The sequence below is a fragment of the Streptomyces sp. NPDC001678 genome (genome assembly GCF_042892945.1).
Classification (GTDB): Bacteria; Actinomycetota; Actinomycetes; order Streptomycetales; family Streptomycetaceae; genus Streptomyces.
The window spans coordinates 210,834-230,609 of sequence record NZ_JBIAUP010000011.1 but is presented as its reverse complement, the minus strand read 5'-3'; the positions used below and the strand labels follow the sequence as shown (position 1 = coordinate 230,609).

The following is a 19,776-nucleotide window of genomic DNA, read 5'->3' as shown; positions in this document are numbered from 1 at the left end:
TCCTGGGATGGTGTGCTGTTCGCTAGCTCTTGACGTGGAACTCGCGCTTGTCGGACAGTTTGCCGTCCTTGAAGCAGAAGCGGTAAACCGTGTCGACGGACAGCCCCCGGGAGTCGTCGGTGGACAGCAGGGTCAGACAGCTGGTCCCGGCGGGGGCGGGCGGTATCTTGCCCTTGGCGTCGGAGGTGAAGAGGGACTTGCCGGACGGCAGCTTCTCCCGGACGTCCCGCTCGGGGTCGCCGACCTTGACGGACTGATAGACGCTCGGGTCGATCATGCCCTTGTCGGCCTCGTCGATGACCTTGCCCATGGTGAAGACGGCCGCCACCACCAGTGCCACCAGGAGCAGCAGCGCGATTCCGCAGCCGAGCAGGCAGCCGTTGCTCTTCTTCGTGCCCATGATGTCCTTGAACTCCTCGCGGGGGTCGAGCCGGTCGATGACCGCTCCACCCTCGCTCGGGGCCCCCGCCCAGGTCTGCCGCCGGAAGTCGTCGGCGGCGCCGACGAAGGTCGCGTCGGCGGCGCTCCCCCGGGTCTCCCTCGCCTCCGCGGCCTCGTAGGGCAGCACGGCCGCGAGCCGGAAGCCCCCGCCACCCGCCCCGGGGCCGGTGAACACCATGCCGCCGACCAGCCGGGCCCGCTCCCGCAGCCCCGTCAGCCCCTCTCCCCCGCTGACCGTGTCCGGCCGGGGCTCCGTCACGACGGTCAGCGCCACCGGCCCGTTGGCCACCTCCACCACCAGCGCGTCCGGCTCGTAGCGCACGCCGACGGCGATGTCGGCACCCGGGGCGTGCTTGGCGGCGTTGGTCAGGCCCTCCTGGACGACGCGGTATCCGGCGTGGTCGGTGGCGGGCGCCAGCGGGCGGGGGTCGCCCGAGCGCTCCAGGGTCACCTTCATGCCCGCCGTGACGGCGGACTCGACCAGGCCCTCGATGCCCGCCACCACCCGGGAGCCGGGCTGCTCCTCGTCCGGGACGCCGTCCTTGAGGATGCCCACGACCTCGCGCAGCTCCCGCATGGCGGCCACCGACGCCTCGCGCAGCACGCCGACCGCCTCGCGCTGACGGCCGGTCAGCTCCCGGTCCACCTCCAGCGCGCCGGTCTGCACCGCGATGAGCGCGAGCTGATGCCCCAGGCTGTCGTGCATGTCCTGGGCGATGCGCTGCCGCTCCCGCATCCGCGCCTGCCCGGCGATCATCTCCCGCTCGCGCAGCAGCTGGGCGTTGCGCAGCCGCAGGGTGTCCAGCAGGGTGCGCCGCTGCGTCCAGTAGCGGCCCGCGAGGCCGGGGAAGACCGCGGTCACCACGAAGAAGACCGTGGCGAGCACGACCGTCCCGGCCGGGGAGAGCTCCGCCTTCCACAGGCTCAGGCCCAGATAGAGGGCGAAGGAGCCGGCGAAGGCCACCGACGCCCGCAGCACCCCCGCGATCCGGTGCCCGGCGGACCAGCCCACGGCCATCAGCAGCAGGCTCGCGCCACCCTCGGTGCCCCCGGACAGCGCCGACGTCGCGATCAGCGCGGTGACCGGCAGGGCCCGGCGCGCCAGTGACAGCACCACGGCCGCCAGGGCGACGGCGGCCATCCGCGGCCAGCCGTGACCGGCCTCGGCCACCCCCGCGAGCAGCGCGAAGGCGACGGCGAGCAGGCACTCCCCCACCAGCCGTCGCCGGGTCCACAGCCCCGGGTCGGTCAGCCGCCCCCACAGTTCACGGGCCCACGATGTCGCGTTCACCCCCGCACTCTAGGCACTCCCCCCGCCCCGGCACACGCGCCGAAGGTCGCTCGGGCGTACGACGAAAGTCGCCGCCGTCCCGGCCGAAGGGCCCGGCGGCCCGGCGGGAAGCCGACAGGGGGCGGGGCGGGCCGCCCGTCAGGCTGGGCGGGGCGTGCCCGACGGCTGGTCCGTGCCGCAGTGCCGGCACTTCGCGGCCGCCGCCGGGAGGTCCTCCGAGAGGCACGCCGGGCAGGTCTTCAGCGGTCCGGGCTCGTCGAAGACGACGACCCCGCGCCGCGCCTGGACGTGCTTGTAGGGCACGACGATGAAGAAGTAGACGACGGCCATGAAGATGAGGAAGTAGATCAGGGCCGAGATGAAGGACCCGATGTCGAGGTAGGTGGCGCGGTTGTCCGCGCGGCCGAGCTGCCAGCCCAGCCCCAGGCCGTGCCCGCCCTGGAGCCGGGCGATGACCGGGTTGACCACGAAGTCGGTGAACGCCTTGATCAGCGTGGAGAACGCCAGCGCGATGATCAGACCGACGGCCACGGTGACGATGTCACCGCGCATGACGAAGTTCTTGAATCCCTTGAGCACAGCGAAAAGCTACCCTTTGTCCCGCTTTCGCCCATTGTGCGGCGCGGGAGCGGTGCCGGGATTCACCCCGGGGCCCGCCCGGGGGACCCCGTCCTCACATCGCCGGGTGCGCCGGGATGTGGGTGGCCTCTTCGATGTCGTGCCCGGCCTTGTCGAGCAGCTCCCGGGACAGCTTGTTCAGCGCCCGCGCCGCCGCGACCTCCTCGCCGACCCGCTGCTGCTCGGGGTCGTCGGGGTGTCTGACGGCCTTGCCCTTGGCCCGGATCTCGGTGCCGTCCGGGAGTCTGAGCAGCGCGGCCGCCCGGGTCCTTTTGTCGATCTCGTCGAACTCGACGTCGACGTGCATGCCGGGTACCTGCGTCATGGCGTCCACCTCCTGGCCCGCCCCTTGTCCGCTACCCCTCCAGCGTGCACCAGGCGGCCCGATTGCGACACCGGACACGGGAGCCCCTCAGGCCGCGGCGGCACCGAACTCGCGCATCGCGTCGTCGACGATCGTCTCCAGCCGCGCGTGGTGCGCGCCGCGCCAGTAGACCCGGCCGCAGGCCAGGCACTGCGCGAAGACGTCGTAGGTGTGGCGCGTCCCGTGCTCCAGGTGCTCACGGACGGCGTCCTTGTCGGCGTCCTGGAGCGGGCCGTTGCAGGCGGTGCAGCGCGTCCAGGGGGCGAGCGGGGGCGCGAACCGGCCCAGGACGTCCTTCAGCTGCTCGGCCGGCCGGTCGCTGTAGACGTACGCGCCGGCCCAGATCTCCCGGCGGCGCAGCAGCCCCCGGTCCCGGGAGAGCAGCACCCGGCGCTCGGCGGCGGAGAGCGCGGCCAGCGCGGGGTCGCCGATGTCCTCGCTCTCGTACGCCGCGTCGACGCCCAGCAGCCGCAGCCGGCGGGCGAGCGTGCCCAGGTGCACGTCGAGCAGGAACCGCAGCGGCGCCCCCGGCACCTCCTGCGGCCGGGCCACCGCCTTGACCTCCACGCGCTCCCCCTCGGCCGGCACGTGCGAGACCGGCACCGGGCGCCCGTCGACGAGCAGCGGGCCCGCCTCGGTGAGCGGGACGCCGAGGGACTCCACCACGTGCCCGAGGGTGGAGACGCCGTCGGTGACCACCGGCGCGGCCGCCGCCCGGCGCTCGGCGGACACGAAAAGCCGCAGTTCAGGGGCGACGCTGACAAAGATCACGGGACCGTTCACGCCCCACAGCATGCCATCGCGCGGCACCGGGGCGCCCCGGGTTTTCCGGCCCGCCGCAGACCGCCCCGAGGCCCCCGCGGGGCCGCCGGACGACCGCCCCCGCGGCGCCCGCCCGGTCGGCGGGACGGCCGGCGGGACGATCGGCGGGACGATCGGCGGGCCGGTCGGCAGGACGGGTGACTCGCCCCTGGGCCGCGCGCGTGTCGCCGGTGACCGGGCCCATCGCCGGTGGGACGCTGCTGCGCACCAATCAACCGGAAAAGAGTCCTATGGCATCAGACGAACGGTATGTCTGCTGCCCGGTGTCCGGAGTCCGGTCCCGATGTCCGGTCCCGATCGAGGAGAACGATCGATGGAAACCGCGTACGACCTGATGACCCGTCTGCTCACCGACCACTTCGGCGTCCCCGGGGAGCAGATCGCCCCGGACGCGACCTTCGAGGAGCTCGGCATCGACTCGCTCGCGAAAGTCGAGCTGGTGACGCTGCTGGAGGACCACCTGAAGCGGCCCCTGGACCAGGCGCCCGCGGGCGACACGCTCGGCGAGACGGCCGCCTGGGTCGAACGGCTGCTGCGCGCGGGCATCGGAGCCCAGCCGCAGGGCGAGACCCCGTCCGCCGCGCCGGCCCGGCCGGGACGGTGAGCGAGCGGGAGGTCGCGGTCACCGGGATCGGCATGGTGACCCCGGCCGGCATCGGCCGCGAGGCGACCTGGGACGGGCTGTGCGCGGGCGTGGGCCTCGGCGCGTACGACGACGAACTGGCCGGGCTGCCGGTCGACTTCTCCTGCCGGGTGCCCGGCTTCGACGGCGGGGCGCTGGTGGGCAGGAGGATCACCTGGCGCAGCGACCGCTTCATCCACCTGGCGATGGTCGCCGCGCGCGAGGCGCTCGCCGACGCCGCGCTGGACCCCGCCTCCTGGGACGGTGCCCGGGTGGCGGTCGTCATGGGCGTGGGGAGCAACAGCGGCGACTGCTGGCCCCAGGAGTACGGGAACCTGGCCGAGGGCCGGATCGACGCCATCTCCCCCACCGCCCTGCTGCGTTCGCTGCCCAACATGGCCGCCGGGGAGGTGTCCACGGACGTCCAGGCGCTGGGCCCGTGCCTGACCACGTCCACCGCCTGCGCCTCGGGGGCGACGGCGATCGGCACGGCCAGGGATCTGCTGCGCTCGGGCGCCTGCGACATCGCGCTCACCGGGGGCACCGAGTGCGCCCGGCTCCCCATGGCCGCGGCCGCCTTCCACCGGATGCAGGCGCTGTCGCAGCGCCGGCACGACCCGGCCGGGGCGTCCCGGCCGTTCGACGCCGAGCGCGACGGCTTCGTGCTGGGCGAGGGCGCGGCGATGCTCGTCCTCGAACGGCCGCGGGACGCCCGGGCCCGGGGCGCGCGGGTCCGCGGCCTGTTGTCCGGCTACGGGGCGTCCAGCGACGGCTATCACGCCTCCCGCCCCAACCCCGACGGCGCGGGGGCCCGGCGCGCACTGGAGTCCGCCCTCGCGGACGCCCGCGCCGACGTCTTCGAAGTGCACCACGTCAACGCGCACGGCACCTCCACGCCGATCAACGACCAGGTGGAGGCGACCATGCTGCGCGCGGTGTTCGGCACCCCGCCGCCGGTGACCTCGCTCAAGGGCGTGATCGGGCACTCGCTCGGCGCCGCCGGGGCGATCGACGCCGCCTGCACGGTACTGGCCCTGGAGCGGCAGATCATCCCGCCGACCGCCAATCTCGACCGCCTCGACGACGGGATGGACCTGGACGTGGTGGCGAAGGCGCCCCGGCGGCACCGCATGGAAGGCGCGCTCAGCAACGCGTTCGGCTTCGGCGGCCAGAACGCCGTCCTGTTCTTCCGGACCGCGTGACGCCCCCCGGGGACCTCGACGCGGCGGCCCTGACACCGGGTGCCCTCGGTGCCGGGGCCCCTCCGCGCCCTCGCGGGCCCGCGGCCGAACGGCTGCGGCGGGCCCGCCCGTGGCTGGTCCCGGCGGCGGCCGCCGTGCTCACGCTGCTGCTGGCGGCGGTGGGCGCGGGCACCTCCGGGCGGCTGGCCAACGGCGGCTACTTCGCCTCGGGCACGGAGTCGGCGCGCGCCGACCGGCTGCTGGCCCGCTTCGGCGCCGGCACGCCCGACCTCGTCCTGCTCGTCCGGGCCGAGGGCGGCGTGGATTCGGAGCGGGCGCGGGAGGAGGGGCTGCGGCTGACCCGGCGGCTCGCCGATTCCGCCGGGGTGGCGAGCGTCCGTTCGTACTGGGCGGGCGAGGAGGCGGGGCTGCGGGCCGAGGACGGTACGGCGGCGCTGGTCACGGCCGATCTGGCCGGGGCCGACCGGGACGCGGCCCGCACCGCCGAGCGGCTTGTGCCCGGCCTCACCGGCGGCCACGGTGCGCTGACCGTCTCCGCGACCGGGCCGGCGTGGGTGAGCGTGGAGGCGAAGCGCTACAGCGGGGCGGACCTGGTGCGGGCCGAGCTGGTGGCGGCCCCCCTGACGCTGCTGCTGCTCGTGCTCGCGCTGCGCTCGCTGGTGGCCGCGCTGGTCCCGCTACTGATCGGCGCCGTCTCCGTCGTCGGCACGATCGCCGTGCTGCGGCTGCTCACCTACGCGATGCCGGTGTCGGTGTTCGCGATGAACCTCGCCAGCGCCCTCGGCTTCGGGCTGGCCGTGGACTACGGGCTGTTCCTCGTCACCCGCTACCGGGAGGAGCTGCGGGCCGGGCGGCCCGTCGAGAACGCCGTGCGGCGCACGGCGCGCCGGGCGGGGCGCACGGTCCTGGTGTCCGCCTGCGCGGTGGCGCTGTCGATGTCGGCCCTGCTGGTGCTGCCGCTGCCGTTCCTGCGCTCGATGGCCTGCGCGGGCATGGCCGTCGCGCTGTTCTCGGCGGCCGCGGCGACGCTGCTGGTGCCGCCCGTGCTCACGCTCCTCGGCACCCGGATCGACCGCTGGGACCCTTTGCGCGCCCTGCGCCGGGGCCGGGCGGCGGGGCCGCCGCGCCCGGACAGCCCGTTCTGGCGGCGGGTCGCGCGCACGGTGACGGGACGGCCGCTGTGGTTCGGCGGGGCCTGTGCGGCGGTGCTGCTGCTGATGGCCTCGCCGTTCGCCCATGTGCGCTTCGGCCTGTCGGACGACCGGGTGCTGCCCGCCGGCTCCGAGGCGCACCGCACCGCCGACGCGATCCGCGCGGGCTTCGCCGCCCCCGCCGACCACACCCTCGCGATCGTGCTGCCGGACGTGGACCCCGTGCGCGACGCCGCGGCCCTGTGGGCGTACGAGCGCGACGTGTCGGACCAGCGGTCGGTGCGTTCGGTGGGCTGGGCGCGCTCCGAGGTGACCGCCGGTTCGGGTACGGGCGCGGTGCTGCTGGTGGCCGGGGCGCGGGAGCCGCAGACCGAGGCCGCGCAGGATCTGGTGCGGACGCTGCGCGCCCTGCCGGGCCCGCCGGGCGAGCACCTGGTGACCGGGCGGGCGGCGCTGCTGGCCGACACCAAGGCCGCGGTGCGTGCCCGGCTGCCGCTGGCGGCGGGCATCGCGGCGGCCACGACCTGGGCGATGCTGTTCGTGCTCACCGGCAGCGTGGTGCTCCCGCTGAAGGCGCTGCTCATCGGCGCGCTGAGCCTGGGCACGAGCTTCGGGGCGCTGGTCTTCGGCTTCCAGGACGGGCATCTGCGCCCCGTGGTGGGGGACTTCACGGCCACCGGGACGGTGGACATGACGATGCCGCTGCTGCTGTTCGCCATCGCGTTCGGGGTGGCGATCGACTACGAGATCTTCCTGCTCTCCCGGGTCCGGGAGCACTATCTGCTGACCGGCGACAACCGGGGGGCGGTGGTGGAGGGCGTCGCGCGGACCGGGCGGCTGGTGACCACGGGCGCGCTGGCGGTGGCCGTGGTCACGGGCGCGCTGGTCACTTCCGAGGGGAGCCAGCTCAAGCTGCTGGGGACGGGGCTGGCCACGGCGGTGCTGGTCGACGCGGTGCTGGTGCGGGGCGTTCTCGTACCGGCGTATCTGACGGTGGCCGGGCGGCTCAACTGGTGGGCACCGCGGTGGGTTGTGCGGCTGCACTCCCGGGTCGGCGCGCGGCTCGGTCCGGCGGGCCGGGGGCACTGAGCCGCGGTGGTGCGGGTGGGGCCGGAAGGGGACGAGCCCCTCCGGCCCCACCCGGGCCTCGCGCCGGTTCGGCCCGGCGCCCTGCCGCGGGCGTCAGATCGTCGCCGCGTCGATGACGAAGCGGTACCGGACGTCGCTGGCGAGCACCCGCTCGTACGCCTCGTTGATCTGCTCCGCGCGGATCAGCTCGATGTCGGAGGCGATGCCGTGGTTGGCGCAGAAGTCGAGCATCTCCTGGGTCTCCCGGATGCCGCCGATCATCGACCCGGCGAGGGTGCGGCGCTGACGGAAGAGGGAGCCGGAGACGACCGGCAGCGGGTTCTCCGGGGCGCCGAGCTGGACCATGACGCCGTCGGTGCGCAGCAGGCCCAGGAAGGCGCCCAGGTCCAGGTCCGCCGAGACGGTGTTGAGGATCAGGTCGAAGCTGTTCGCCAGGGCCTCGAACGTGGCCGGGTCGGACGTGGCGCGATAGTGGTCGGCGCCCAGGCGCAGGCCGTCGTCCTTCTTGCGGAGGGACTGGCTGAGGACGGTGACCTCGGCGCCCATGGCGTGGGCGATCTTCACGGCCATGTGGCCCAGGCCGCCCAGGCCGATGACGGCGACCTTCTTCCCCGGGCCGGCCTGCCAGTGGGCGAGGGGGGAGTAGACGGTGATGCCCGCGCACAGCAGGGGCGCGGCGGCGTCCAGGGGGATGCCGTCGGGTATGCGCAGGACGTAGTTCTCGTCGACGACGATGTGGGTGGAGTAGCCGCCCTGGGTGAACTCGCCGTCGCGGCCGGTGTCGGCGTAGGTGCCGACCGGGCCGCTCGCGCCGGTGCAGTACTGCTCGAGGCCGGCACGGCAGTTGTCGCACTCGCGGCAGGAGTCGACGAAGCAGCCGACGCCGACCCGGTCGCCGGGCGCGTGGCGGGTGACCCCGGCGCCGACCTCGGCGACGACGCCCGCGATCTCGTGGCCGGGCACGATCGGGAAGGTCTCGTGCCCCCACTCGCCGCGGACGGTGTGGATGTCGGAGTGGCAGATGCCGGAGTACTTGATCTCGATCAGGATGTCGTGCTCGCCCAGCGCGCGGCGGGCGACGGTGGTGCGCTCCAGAGGGGCCTTGGGAGCGGGTGCCGCGTATGCGTGGACAGTGTTGTGCGTCATACGTCGATGATCCGGCCGGGCCTCGCGGGTAACCAGAACCCGGCTGAGAGTACGTTCGGGGTTCCTACCACTGGCAGGGACACCCTTCGGTCCGGGCACCGCCCGCATACTGGTGGGTATGGATCAGCGCACCGAGCTCAGCGAGTTCCTCCGCTCCCGCCGCGCCCGGCTGCGGCCCGAGGACGTCGGGCTGACGCCGTACGGCGGCCGGCGCCGGGTGCCGGGGCTGCGGCGCGAGGAGCTGGCGCAGCTGGCCGGGGTGAGCGTCGCCTATTACACGCGGCTGGAGCAGGGGCACGGGCAGAACGTGTCCGCGGCGGTGCTGGAGGCGATAGCCGACGCCCTGCGGCTCTCCAAGACGGAGCGGGACCACCTCGGGCATCTGGTCAGGCCTGCCCGGAGCCGTCCGCGCACCGCGCGGCCGCAGCGTGTCCGGCCCACCGTGCAGCATCTGCTCGACACCATGGAGGGCGTCCCGGCGTATGTGCTGGGGCGGCGGACGGACGTCATCGCCTGGAACCGGCTGGCCTGTGCGCTGCTCGGCGACTTCCCCGCCGTGCCGCCGCAGCAGCGCAATATGATCCGGCAGCTCTTCCTCGACCCCGCCGCGCGTGAGCTGTACGTGGAGTGGGAGGCCAAGGCGGCCGACCTCGTCGCCTGCCTGCGGCTTGAGGCCGGGCGCCATCCGGACGACCCCAAGCTGACCTCCCTGGTGGGCGAGCTGTCCGTCAAGAGCGCGGACTTCCGCCGCCTGTGGGCGGCCCACAACGTGCGGGACAAGGGCCACGGCGTGAAGCCGCTGCTGCACCCCGTGGTGGGCGAGCTGACCCTGGCGTGCGAGACGTTCGTCCTGCCCGCCGATCAGGACCAGGTGCTGGTGACGTACCACGCCGAGCCTGGCTCGCCGTCCGCCGAGTCGCTGCGGCTGCTGGCCAGTTGGTCGATGGAGACGGCTCCGGGTGGTGCGGAGCGGTCGGTCCCGGCGGCACGCCCCGGCGCGTAGCCACGCGCCGGGGCGGCTCCACGGCCGTACGTACGGGTCAGGGCAGTTGGGCCCCGGTCGCCTGGAGGGCGGCGGGCACCGGCTGGAAGAACGTTTCGCCGCCGGACGAGCAGTCGCCGCTGCCGCCGGAGGTGAGGCCGAGCGCGGTGTCGCCGTCGAAGAGCGCGCCGCCGCTGTCGCCGGGCTCGGCGCAGACGTTGGTGCCGATCAGGCCGTCGACCTGGCCCTCCTGGTAGTTGACGGTGACGTTGAGGGCCGTGACCTGGCCCTCGTGGACCTGGGTGGTGCTGCCGCTGCGCTGGACGCGCTCGCCGACGCGCGCCTCGCCGGCCTTGGCGATGTTCTGCTGGCCGCCGTTGTAGAGGTCCACGGAGCTGGGGTGGTCGGCGCTGCCGGTGTAGCGCACGATGGCGTAGTCGTGGCCGGGGAACTCGGCGGTCTCGGTGGAGCCGATCGACCCGCCGCCCTGTGAGTCGGACCAGTCGCCCGACGCCTTGCCGCAGTGCCCGGCGGTGAGGAAGTACGGCTGGCCGTCCTTGGTGACGTTGAACCCCAGCGAGCAGCGCACTCCGCTGCCCCAGATGGCGTCGCCGCCGGCGACGAGCGGACGGAGGACGCCCGCCGCCCGTTTGATCGTCGCCTTGTCGCCGAGGTCGGCGACGGCCTTGCGCACCTGGTCCAGACGGGCGCCCTTGACGGTGCTGTCGACGGTGACGACGACCTTGCGGAGCTTGGGGTCGACCGCCCAGGCGGTGCCGGGGACGGCGGCGCGGGCGTTCAGTTCCGCTCTCGCGGAGGCCAGTTCGGCGGCGGAGGCGGTGGAGGGGGCGGGTGCCGCCTGGGCGCTCTGGAGGGTGAGGGAGGCCGTGGTCAGGACCACGGCTCCGGCGACGGCCAGGGCGGCACGGCGCCCGGGTATGCGTGAGTGGTTCAACTCGTCGACCTCCTGCGAGTGGGGGTGTGCCCGTCGCGCGCACCGCGCGTCCGGGCCCGGAGGATTCGTATCGGCACAGCGGCGACCGCACGTCGCGTGCATGCCAAGAGTTGCCGGACGAGTGTCCCGTCCGGACAAGCCGACGCACAAGAAGACATCCGGTCGCACACGACCACGCAGAAACGCGCACCCGCTCCGGCTCCGCCGATGGACCGCCGGACGAGCGTCAGAGGTCATGCGCACGATCGCGTATGACGGGCCGCCTCGCGCACCCTGTGCGCATAGCGGATGGTGAAGGCCGCGACTGTCCGGTAACCGCCGTTCCCCCGCCCCGGTCTCCGCGGTATCCGTCTCCGTGAGGGGAGCCGAGCTCCACCGCCTCGTCCCCCCGCGCGGGTCGCTCAGGAGCAGCCTCCTCCGCCGCAGCTGGAGCTGGAGCAGCTGCTGCTGGACGAGCAGCTGTGGCCGCTCGAACAGCTGTGACCGCCCGAGTGGCCGGAGTGGCCGGAACCGCTGTCGCTGCCGGTGTCGAGGACGGCTCCTCCGCAGGAGGACGCGGACGTCGCGGCGGTCGTGGACGCCCAGGAGGACGACGTCGTGGACGAGGACCTGCTGGAGCTGCGGCTCGTGGAGCCGGTCCGGCGGCTCGTCCCTGCCCTGGCCGCTTCCGACAGCTGGTTCCTGAGCTTCCTGTCCGGTACGCGGTACCGGCCGTGCACGGCGACGACGCCGGCAGCCCCAGCGGGGTGCTTCGCTGCGGAGATCGGGTTCAAGGAGTCGTCGACAGTGATCGACAGGCTGAGATCCCCGCCGAAGTCGGTGTGGGGATCGAGCGATTTGTGAGGGCCGCATGCCACCCGGACCATGACCCCGCCCAGGGTGAGCACCAGCAGGAGGAGGCCCATGACCCGGCAGTCGGCGGGGAAGAGCAGCACCACGCCGGCGACGACCCCGATGACCAGGCCCGCCGTCTGCGCGCTGGCCACGCGCCGCCACCGGCGGACGAAGCCCGGCGGCAGCAGCGCGTCCAGTTTCACCAGGGAGTGGCGGATGGCGTCGACGGCGGGATCGCGCTGGAGCTCCCGGCGGACGGTTCGCAGGGAGCCGCTCCAGTCGGCGCCGCACCGCTTGAGCAGGGCACGTTCCACGGCGTTGCTCGCATCGGGTTCCACCACCGTCACCGTGTCACCGTGCACAGTGATGCGACCGCCGGCGTGCATGGCGGTGATGACGGTGTCGACGACGCGTTCGGCACCGCCGAGCAGGTAGGCCACGCCCAGGATCTCCGGGACGTCCTCGGCCTGCGGCCGGACGTCCCGGCCCCGGGCCTGCCGACGGACGCGCGCGAGCGCGACGGAGGGCGCGACGATCAGCGCCGCGCAGCACAGCGTCACCAGAATGGCGTAGATCATGGAGTGGTTGCCTTTCGGTCAGCGCGCGGGGCGCAGACGGCGCAGGACGGCGGCCACCCGGCGGCGTACGCGCCCTGTGGGCGGTGCGGCGGGGCCGGTCCGTTCGGTCAGCCACGCGGTGAGCAGCCGGACCCGGTCCGGGTCGGTCACGGCGTCCGTGCGCAGCAGGTGGCGGGCGAAGTCCAGGGCGTCCCGGCGGTATCCGTCGGTCATGGGGCGGCCCCGGGCGTAGCCGAGGAAGAGGTCGCGGAAGTCGTCGGCGAGGATCTCCGCCGGTTCCGGGGCGATCTTGCGGACGACGCCGAGGCGTTTGGCGAGCAGCGCGCGGCGCTGGACGTCCACGCGGTGCGGGTCGAAGCCGGGCGGGGGCGGGGCGTCCGCGACGAGCGCGGAGAGCAGGGCGAACTGGGCCTCGGCGAGCCGGCGCCGGGCGGCGTCGGTGTCCCGGCCGGGGGCCCGCTCGCCGGGTGCCGCTGCGCCGGCGGTCGGGTCAGCCATGGCAGCGGGCCCCCGCGGCGACGGCGCGTATCGCGTCAAGCTCGGCGGCCAGCTCACCGGCCTCGGGGAAGTCGTCGTCGCGCTCCAGCAGGAGGCCGGGCGGGGTGACGCGGTCGCAGAGCTCGGCGAGCACGTCCAGCACGGGCCGGGTGACGGGGTGGGCGTGGCTGTCGTGCCACAGTCCGTCGCGTTCGACGCCGCCCGCCACATGCACGTAGGCGAGGGCGTCGAGGGGGAGTTCGTCGAGGGCCGCGGCGGGGTCCTCGCCGCGGTTGACGTGGTTGGTGTGGAGATTGGCGACGTCGATCAGGAGCCGTACGCCGGTGCGCTCGACCAGCTCGGCGAGGAACCGCCCCTCACTGAGCTCCTCCCCGGGCCAGGCGAGGAGGGTCGCGATGTTCTCCAGCGCGAGCGGTACGGGCAGCACCGACTGGGCGATGCGGACGTTCTCGCAGAGCACGTCCAGCGCGTCGCGGGTGCGGGGCACGGGCAGCAGGTGCCCGGCCTCGATCCGGGAGGCTCCGCCCGGGCCCGCCGGGGCGCCTCCGGCGCGGACGAAGGCGATGTGCTCGCTGACCAGCGGGGCGTCGAGGGCCTCGGCCAGCTCGGCGAGCGCGACGAGCCGGGCCAGGTCGGGCCGGTCTGCGCCGCCCAGGCCCAGGGAGACGCCGTGCGGGACGACGGTCGTCCCCCGGGCGCGCAGCCGCTGGAGCGCGGCGGGGAGGTGGTCGGGGCAGACGTTCTCCGCCACGACCTCCACCCAGTCGATCCCCGGCAGCCGCTCGATGTCCCCGGCGATCTCCGGCCGCCAGCCGACGCCGGTGCCCAGCACCGTGCTCATCCCCCACCCCCCGTGGCTCCCCCGCGGCGCACCGCGCCCAATGCGAGGGTGATTCCCCGTCCCGACTTGGTCAATCCTTGGTCAGGGAGAGGGTAATCCTTGAGCCGATCCCGGGGGGAGGGTTCCTCCGGATGTCAGGCGACGGGGGTCCCGGCGTCCTCCAGCAGGCCGGGGTGGTGCTTGCGGGCCACGCCCGGGTGGGCGCGCAGCCAGCCCTTGATCTCATTGCGGCCGTACTCGGCGAAGAGCGGGTTGGCCGCGTCCTGGGTGACGCCGGGCGCCCGGTCCGCGTGGGGGAACGGCACGGGCTCGATGCGGGCGTCCAGCCGCGGGTTGTAGAAGAACGGGACGGAGAAGCGCTCCCGGTTCCCGGGCGGGCTGACCACGCGGTGATTGGTGGCCTTGAGGTAGCCGTCGGTGGCGACCTCCAGCAGCTCGCCGAGGTTGATCACGAAGGCGCCCGGCAGCGGCGGCACGTCGATGAACTCCCCTTCGGGGCCCTCGACCTGGAGACCGCCGACCTCGTCCTGGAGGAGCAGGGTGAGGAAGCCGTAGTCCTTGTGGGCGCCCACGCCCTGGCCGGCGCCGTCGGGGGCGCTGCCGGGGTAGCGGACGAGCTTGAGGTGGAGGTGGGGACGGTCGGCGAAGGCCTCGTCGTAGAAGTCCTCGGGGGCGCCGATGGCGGCCAGCAGCTCGTGCAGCAGCCGCTCGGCGACCGAGCTGAGCCGCTCGACCCAGCCCAGGGCGGCGGTGCGCAGCTCCGGCAGGCCGGCGGGCCACTGGTTGGGGCCCTCCAGCCACCAGTAGCCGGGGTCCTCCGGGCCGGGGACGCGGGCGGCGCGCTCGGCGCCGATGTCCAGCTGGTCGCGCCAGTCCTGGCTGCCGCCGGTGCGCTCGTCGCCTATGCGGGTGTAGCCGCGGAAGTGGGGGGAGTTGAGGTTGCTGATGGCGAGCCGGTCGGCCTCGGGGAGCGCGAAGAAGGCGCGCATCGCGCGCATCAGGCCGGCGGTCTCGTCGGCGGTGATGCCGTGGCCGGTCAGGTGGAAGAAGCCGACGTCGCGGGCGGCGGCGTGAAGGGCCTCGTGGAGACGGGCGCGCGCCTCGGGTCCGGCGGAGGCGGCGGAGAGATCGATGACCGGAAGCTCGTTGTTCATAAGAAGTCCACAGCATGAGGGCCCGGCGGGCGTCCGGGGATGGCCGGACGACCCGTGCGACCGGCGCAGGGTGTGCGGCGGCGACGGGACCGGGGAGCGGCTAGGAATAAGAGAAAAGCTGGGAACGCGGAGAAGACGCGTGGGGCAGCCGCCCGGGAAGCGGGCGCCGCGAAGGTGTGAAGGTCAGCCGGACCGGCGACAGGACATGCTCGTGACACGGACGAAGTCCACGTGGCGGCGTTTGACGAGCGGGTTCACATTCCGAAGGGTATACGGCCCCGGCGGTGATCACGCCGTTGTGCGGGGGTGGCACGCGTCACATGCCGTTAACAATCGGTGTCGGCCGTTGCGGACGGTGCGCCCGGGGTCAGCCGCGGCGCTTGTCGACGACCAGGGTCCGCTCGTAGTGCCGTATCTCCTCGATGTCCCCGGTGTAGGGCCGGACCGCGTCGAGGAAGGGCGGGAAGTGCGGGCCGCGCCGGAACCCCTCCTCGTGGTCCTCCACCGAGGTCCACTCGATCCGCAGGACGTAGCGCTCGGGGTCCTCCACGCCGCGCGACAGTTCGTACGCCAGGCACTGGGGTGCGGCGTAGAGGTGCTGGGCGGCCGCGGCGTACGCCTTCTCGAAGGCGCCCCGGCGGTCGGGTTCGGCGATGCGGTAGCGGACGTATTCGACGGTCAAACGGACCTTCCTCCCTCGGCCCTTCCTCCTCGGCGCCGGCGCGAATCGCCCCGGCGTCCGGCAAGCCCGCCCGGACGCGGGCGTGTGGGGGCGCTGTCCGAGCGGGCCGACGGCCGGAGTTCCCGCCGCGCCGCGCACGCTACCAGCCGCAACGGCGCGAACTCCGGAAGCCGTGACGCGGCCGGGCGCACTTCTCCGGCAAGCCCCGCCCTAAAAGGAGTTGGATACCCAGGAAGGTAAATGACTCGCTGGGGCGAATGAGTGAAACTCCGGAACTTCCCCATTCACTTGCAGTTACTCAGTTCGCTTCCCGGAGGGAAACATCGATCGATCGAAAGGCATTGACGTGCTCAAGAAGGTTCTCGCCACGGCGGCCTTGACCGCCTCGGCGGTCGGCGCCGTCGCCACCCCCGCGATGGCCATCGGCAACGACCAGGACGTCGCGAACGCCAACGGTGCGAAGACCGCCTACGGCGACACCGCGACCGGGGGCGTGGAAAGCCCGCAGATGAGCCTGATCCAGGGCTCGCTCAACAAGCTCTGCCTGGGCATCGGGAAGGTCGGCATCCAGTCGCTCATCGGCGCGCTCAACGTCGGCGTCCAGGACGTGCCGATCCTCAGCTCGCAGCAACAGCAGCAGTGCACCGACAACTCCACGATCAACGACGGCGACGACCCGCTGTCGCACCTGGTCGACGAGATCCCGGTACTCTCGGGCAACGGCTCCGGCAACGGCGACGAAGGCCACTGACGATCTCGCGATTGCCGGGAATTCCCTCCGCTCCGGGTGTACGGGCCCCGGGGCGGGGGGATTCTTGTATGTCCGGATGTACGGAGAAGCGAACTGCCCGGTGTGATCCGGGAATCGAGGAATACGGCACAGCACGCGGGGCCGGCCGCCCGGCCGGCCCCCGATCATGGGAGGGTCCGCACTCGTGACCGCAATATCCCCGGCGCTCCTGCCCGGCGCCCCCGGCTTCGACGGTTCCGGTATCGACGGCGGTCTCTACACGGAGATCACCCGGGGCGCGCGGCACGCGCCGTGGCTGCTGAACGATACGGTCTCCACGTGGTCGGCCTTCGGGCTGGCGCTGTTCGCCGCGCTGATGCTGACCGCCTGGTGGCTCGCCCGGCGCTCGGACTCCCCGATGATGGCCCGGGCGCTGGCCACTCCCCTGGTGGTGGCGATGGTGTACGGAGTGGACATGGTCGTACGGGTGGCGGTGCGGGAGGACCGGCCCTGCCGTTCGATACCGCGGAGTTTCACCCTGGAGTCGTGCCCGGCCCGGGGGGACTGGTCCTTCCCCAGCGGCCACGCGGTGATCGCCTTCGCGACGGCCGCCGCGCTGTGGCTGGTCGAGCGGCGGCTCGGGGCGGTCGCGGCGCTGGCGGCTGCGGCCATGGGCGCCTCGCAGGTCTGGATCGGCGCCCACTACCCGCACGACGTGGCCGCCGGCGCGCTGACGGGCGTGGCGCTCGCGGCGCCCCTGACCGTCCTGGCGACCCGGGGTACGCCCTGGGTGGAGCGGGCCCGCAAGGGCCGGCTGCGGCCGCTGCTGGTGACGGCCGCGTGAGCCGCCGTCCGGCGGCGCCGGTGGTCGCGGCCCTGGCCCTGGCCGCGCTGGCCGTCCTGACGGCCCTGGTGGTGGCCGCCGGCGGCGCTCCGTTCGCGGTGGACACGGCGGTGCGGGAGGCGGCCCTGGAGCATCGCCCGGGCCTGGGCACGGCGGCGAAGGCCCTGACCTCGACGGGTACGGGCGCGGTCCCCTATCTGCTGGCCGCCGCGGCGGGCTGGATCGCCACCTCGGGCCGGATCGCCTCCGCGCGGCTGCTCGGCGTCGTGGCGGCGGAGGCGGTGCTGGGCGCGGGCCAGTTGGTGCGGATCGGGCTGCGCGTCGCCGTGGACCGGCCCCGCCCGCCGGCCGACGGCTGGCTGAGCGCGGCCCACAGGGCGTCCTTCCCCTCGGGCCACGCCACGACCAGCGCGCTGGCGGGCGGGCTGCTCGCCTGGGCGCTGCTGCGCCGGTATCCGGGCCGGCCCGGCCGGGCGGCGGCAAGCTGCGCGCTGCTGTGGGCGGTGGGCGTCGCGCTCACCCGGGTCGTGCTGGGCGTCCACTGGGCCTCCGACCTCGTGGGCGGCTGGCTGCTGGCCACGGGCTGGCTGGCGCTGACGCTGCCGGTGCTGGTCCGTTTCTTGGACCGGCCGGCGCCGCCGGTCCGGCCGTGGCGGCGCAACCCCCGGATCGGGTGACCCGCCACGGCGGAGTGAATCACCGGCGGGCGGGCCGCTTATCGGCCGCCGATTGACGCATCCTCGAACTTCCGGACGAGAAAACGCCCTTGGGGGGCCGTGACGCCCCTCTCCGGGCGTCGCTTTCCGAGCACTCGTCCGATCCGGCGTCAACGAGGAGGCTCTGTGCGTCATAGCCCGCCCCGCCAGCCCCGTCCCCAAGAGGCCTCGCCGTCCGAGCGGTTGCTGTTCGGCGGTCCGCTCCGGCACGACCAGGGCTGGAACAAGCACGAGAACGCCCATCTGGAGATGTCCCTGTGGGCGATGGCGCTGCGGCTGCCGCGCCTGGTCGGCGCCACGGTCCGGCTGGCGTGGCGGGCGGACCCCGGCGCGCTGCGCACGGTGGCGGTGGCGGAGCTCGCCCAGGGCGTCGGCCAGGCCGTCGGCCTGATCGCGGTCAACCATGTGCTGGCCGCCGTACTGGCCACCGGTCCGACCGGGCAGCGGGTGACCGCGGCCCTGCCCGCCCTGCTGGTCGTCGCGGTCACGGGCGTGGTGGGCGCGCTGGCCACGGCGGCGTCCACCTCGGGCACGGGACGGCTGGAGCCCAAGGTCGAGCGCGTCGCCACGGAGATGTATCTGGAGCGGGTGATCCACGTCGAGCTGGCGGCGATCGAGGACGAGGAGTTCCACCGCCTGCTGGACTCGGCGCAGTACGGGGCGTCGGCGGCCCGCCGCATGATCAGGTACTGCTCGGGGGTCGTCGGGGCGCTCATCGCGTTCGTCGCGGCCGCGGGGGTGCTGACCGTGCTCCACCCGGTGCTGCTGCCGCTGCTGGCCCTGACGACCGTGCCCCGCGCGTGGGCCTCGCTGCGCATCGCCAGGGCCCGCTACACCTCGTTCCACCGCTGGGTGCAGCACGCGCGGGCGGGGCGGCTGCTGAGCGGGCTGCTGATCCGGACGGAGCCCGCGCCGGAGGTTCGGGTGCACGGCGTCGGCCCGTTCCTCCTGCGGCACTTCCGCGACATGTCGGAGAGTTCGGAGGCCGAGCAGACCCGGCTCGCGCACGACGCCGCGCGCGTCCGGCTGCTCGCCTCGGCGCTGACGGGGGCGGCGGTCCTGGCCACCTATGCCGCGCTGGGCGGGCTGCTGATGACCGGGGTGATGCGGCTGTCCGTCGCGGGCACCGCCGTGCTGGCCACGCGCAGCGGCTCGGCGAGCCTGACCTCGTTGATCCTCCAGGTCAACAGCCTCTACGAGGAGGCGTGTTATGTGCAGGACCTGGAGCGGCTGTGCCGGGAGGCGGCCGAGCGGGCCATCCCGGAGGGCGGGGAGCCCGTGCCGGACAACCCCAAGGAGATCCGTTTCGAGAACGTCTCGTTCGGCTATCCGGGCACCGCCGCGCGGCGGCCCGCGCTGGACGGCGTCAGCCTCACGATCCCCCAGGGGAAGATCGTGGCGCTGGTCGGGGAGAACGGATCGGGCAAGAGCACCCTGGTGAAGCTGCTGGCCGGGCTCTACCGCCCGGACGCGGGGCGGATCCTGTGGGACGAGGCGGACATGGCGGGCCTCGACCGGGCCGGGGTGTTCGCGCGTTTCGCGATGGTCAGCCAGGACTTCCACCGGTGGCCGTTCACCTGCCGGATGAACGTGGCGATCGGGCGCACCGACCACCCCGTGTCCCAGGAGCGGCTGGAGACGGCGGCCCGGTACGCGGGCGCCGACGACGTGGTCGAGCAGCTGCCGCGCGGCTGGGACACCCTGCTGGCGCGGGGCTACGAGGGCGGGCACCAGCTCTCCGGCGGGCAGTGGCAGCGGCTGGGGATCGCCCGGGCCCGCTACCGGGAGGGGCGGATCCTCATCGTCGACGAGCCCACCTCGGCCCTGGACGCCCGGGCGGAGCTCCAGGTCTTCGACCAGATCCGGCGACTCGCGGACGGCGGGCAGACGGTGCTGCTGATCACCCACCGGCTGGCCTCGGTCCGGCACGCCGATGTCATCCACGTCCTGGAGCGCGGCCGGATCCGGGAGAGCGGCACCTTCGAGGAGCTGATGAGCCCGTCCTCGGCGGGTGTCTTCCGTGATCTGTACGAGCTCCAGCGCGGGCAGTTCGCCGGGGACGGCCCGGCGGTGCCCGGCTCCCGGGCCCCGGACGGCACCGCGCGGCGGGCCCGGAGCTGAGCCGTGTGCGGGAGGGGCGCCCGACGGGGCACCCCTCCCGCGCACACCCATACCCGGGGAGCACTCCCCAGTTACTGCTACAGTCGGGACCTATA

The 19,776-nt window shown here is 74.0% G+C and carries 17 protein-coding genes and 1 pseudogene; 8 read left to right on the top strand and 10 right to left on the bottom strand.

Annotation, left to right across the window (positions count from 1 at the left end; translation table 11 throughout):
* Positions 1–22 precede the first annotated feature (22 nt).
* The 4 genes from ACFYZR_RS23495 to ACFYZR_RS23480 form a co-directional block, all read right to left on the bottom strand.
* Positions 23–1,732: a sensor histidine kinase gene (locus ACFYZR_RS23495; protein ID WP_391913308.1), complete on the bottom strand. Its 1,710-nt coding sequence runs from the start codon at positions 1,730–1,732 to the stop codon at positions 23–25.
* Positions 1,733–1,870: 138 nt separating this feature from the next.
* Positions 1,871–2,311, bottom strand: a complete 441-nt coding sequence (locus ACFYZR_RS23490; RefSeq protein WP_391913306.1) for an MscL family protein — start codon at positions 2,309–2,311, stop codon at positions 1,871–1,873.
* A gap of 94 nt (positions 2,312–2,405) precedes the next feature.
* The gene (locus ACFYZR_RS23485) at positions 2,406–2,675 is read right to left on the bottom strand and encodes a DUF1876 domain-containing protein (RefSeq protein WP_391913304.1); all 270 of its coding nucleotides are present in this window, start codon (positions 2,673–2,675) and stop codon (positions 2,406–2,408) included.
* Positions 2,676–2,762: 87 nt separating this feature from the next.
* A complete protein-coding gene (locus ACFYZR_RS23480) occupies positions 2,763–3,497 on the bottom strand; it encodes a Mut7-C RNAse domain-containing protein (protein WP_391913302.1) in 735 nt (244 codons plus the stop codon).
* 352 nt (positions 3,498–3,849) lie between these two features.
* Between ACFYZR_RS23480 and ACFYZR_RS23475 the strand changes: the two genes are divergently transcribed.
* From ACFYZR_RS23475 to ACFYZR_RS23465, 3 genes are read left to right on the top strand one after another with little or no spacing between them, the layout of a single operon-like run.
* Positions 3,850–4,140, top strand: a complete 291-nt coding sequence (locus ACFYZR_RS23475) for an acyl carrier protein (RefSeq protein WP_391913300.1) — start codon at positions 3,850–3,852, stop codon at positions 4,138–4,140.
* A complete protein-coding gene (locus ACFYZR_RS23470) occupies positions 4,137–5,360 on the top strand; it encodes a beta-ketoacyl-[acyl-carrier-protein] synthase family protein (RefSeq protein WP_391913298.1) in 1,224 nt (407 codons plus the stop codon). The genes ACFYZR_RS23475 and ACFYZR_RS23470 overlap by 4 nt, the downstream gene beginning before the upstream one ends.
* Positions 5,357–7,600 carry an MMPL family transporter gene (locus ACFYZR_RS23465; RefSeq protein WP_391913296.1) on the top strand — a complete coding sequence of 748 codons (2,244 nt, stop codon included), beginning with the start codon at positions 5,357–5,359 and terminating at the stop codon, positions 7,598–7,600. Before ACFYZR_RS23470 ends, ACFYZR_RS23465 begins: the two co-directional genes overlap by 4 nt.
* Before the next feature lie 93 nt (positions 7,601–7,693).
* Here ACFYZR_RS23465 and ACFYZR_RS23460 read toward each other — a convergent pair whose 3' ends face one another.
* The gene (locus ACFYZR_RS23460) at positions 7,694–8,746 is read right to left on the bottom strand and encodes an NAD(P)-dependent alcohol dehydrogenase (RefSeq protein WP_391913294.1); all 1,053 of its coding nucleotides are present in this window, start codon (positions 8,744–8,746) and stop codon (positions 7,694–7,696) included.
* Between the two features lie 118 nt (positions 8,747–8,864).
* Here ACFYZR_RS23460 and ACFYZR_RS23455 point away from each other — a divergent pair, with 118 nt between their 5' ends.
* Complete coding sequence (locus ACFYZR_RS23455; protein ID WP_391913292.1) at positions 8,865–9,749, top strand: helix-turn-helix domain-containing protein; 885 nt, start codon at positions 8,865–8,867, stop codon at positions 9,747–9,749.
* A gap of 37 nt (positions 9,750–9,786) precedes the next feature.
* On the opposite strand, the gene ACFYZR_RS23450 is transcribed toward ACFYZR_RS23455, so the two are convergent.
* The 5 genes and pseudogenes from ACFYZR_RS23450 to ACFYZR_RS23430 all read right to left on the bottom strand — a co-directional run bounded on the left by ACFYZR_RS23450 (position 9,787) and on the right by ACFYZR_RS23430 (position 15,270).
* On the bottom strand, positions 9,787–10,683 hold the full coding sequence (locus ACFYZR_RS23450; RefSeq protein WP_391913290.1) for a S1 family peptidase: 897 nt from the start codon (positions 10,681–10,683) through the stop codon (positions 9,787–9,789).
* A gap of 401 nt (positions 10,684–11,084) precedes the next feature.
* Positions 11,085–12,095 carry a TIGR04222 domain-containing membrane protein gene (locus ACFYZR_RS23445; RefSeq protein ID WP_391913288.1) on the bottom strand — a complete coding sequence of 337 codons (1,011 nt, stop codon included), beginning with the start codon at positions 12,093–12,095 and terminating at the stop codon, positions 11,085–11,087.
* Positions 12,096–12,113: 18 nt separating this feature from the next.
* A pseudogene (locus tag ACFYZR_RS23440) lies at positions 12,114–13,434 on the bottom strand (DUF692 domain-containing protein).
* 134 nt (positions 13,435–13,568) lie between these two features.
* Positions 13,569–14,588, bottom strand: coding sequence for an isopenicillin N synthase family dioxygenase (locus ACFYZR_RS23435; protein ID WP_391913286.1), 1,020 nt, complete (start codon positions 14,586–14,588; stop codon positions 13,569–13,571).
* Between the two features lie 367 nt (positions 14,589–14,955).
* A complete protein-coding gene (locus tag ACFYZR_RS23430; RefSeq protein ID WP_391913284.1) occupies positions 14,956–15,270 on the bottom strand; it encodes a putative quinol monooxygenase in 315 nt (104 codons plus the stop codon).
* A gap of 346 nt (positions 15,271–15,616) precedes the next feature.
* On the opposite strand from ACFYZR_RS23430, the gene ACFYZR_RS23425 reads away from it, so the two are divergent.
* From ACFYZR_RS23425 to ACFYZR_RS23410, 4 genes are all read left to right on the top strand, one after another.
* Positions 15,617–16,021 (top strand): rodlin, encoded by a 405-nt coding sequence (locus ACFYZR_RS23425; RefSeq protein ID WP_391913282.1) that lies wholly within the window; start codon positions 15,617–15,619, stop codon positions 16,019–16,021.
* Between the two features lie 184 nt (positions 16,022–16,205).
* Positions 16,206–16,844, top strand: a complete 639-nt coding sequence (locus tag ACFYZR_RS23420) for a phosphatase PAP2 family protein (protein WP_391913280.1) — start codon at positions 16,206–16,208, stop codon at positions 16,842–16,844.
* Positions 16,841–17,521 carry a phosphatase PAP2 family protein gene (locus ACFYZR_RS23415; RefSeq protein WP_391913278.1) on the top strand — a complete coding sequence of 227 codons (681 nt, stop codon included), beginning with the start codon at positions 16,841–16,843 and terminating at the stop codon, positions 17,519–17,521. Before ACFYZR_RS23420 ends, ACFYZR_RS23415 begins: the two co-directional genes overlap by 4 nt.
* Before the next feature lie 165 nt (positions 17,522–17,686).
* Positions 17,687–19,681 carry an ABC transporter ATP-binding protein gene (locus ACFYZR_RS23410; RefSeq protein WP_391913276.1) on the top strand — a complete coding sequence of 665 codons (1,995 nt, stop codon included), beginning with the start codon at positions 17,687–17,689 and terminating at the stop codon, positions 19,679–19,681.
* The last annotated feature ends 95 nt before the right edge of the window (positions 19,682–19,776 follow it).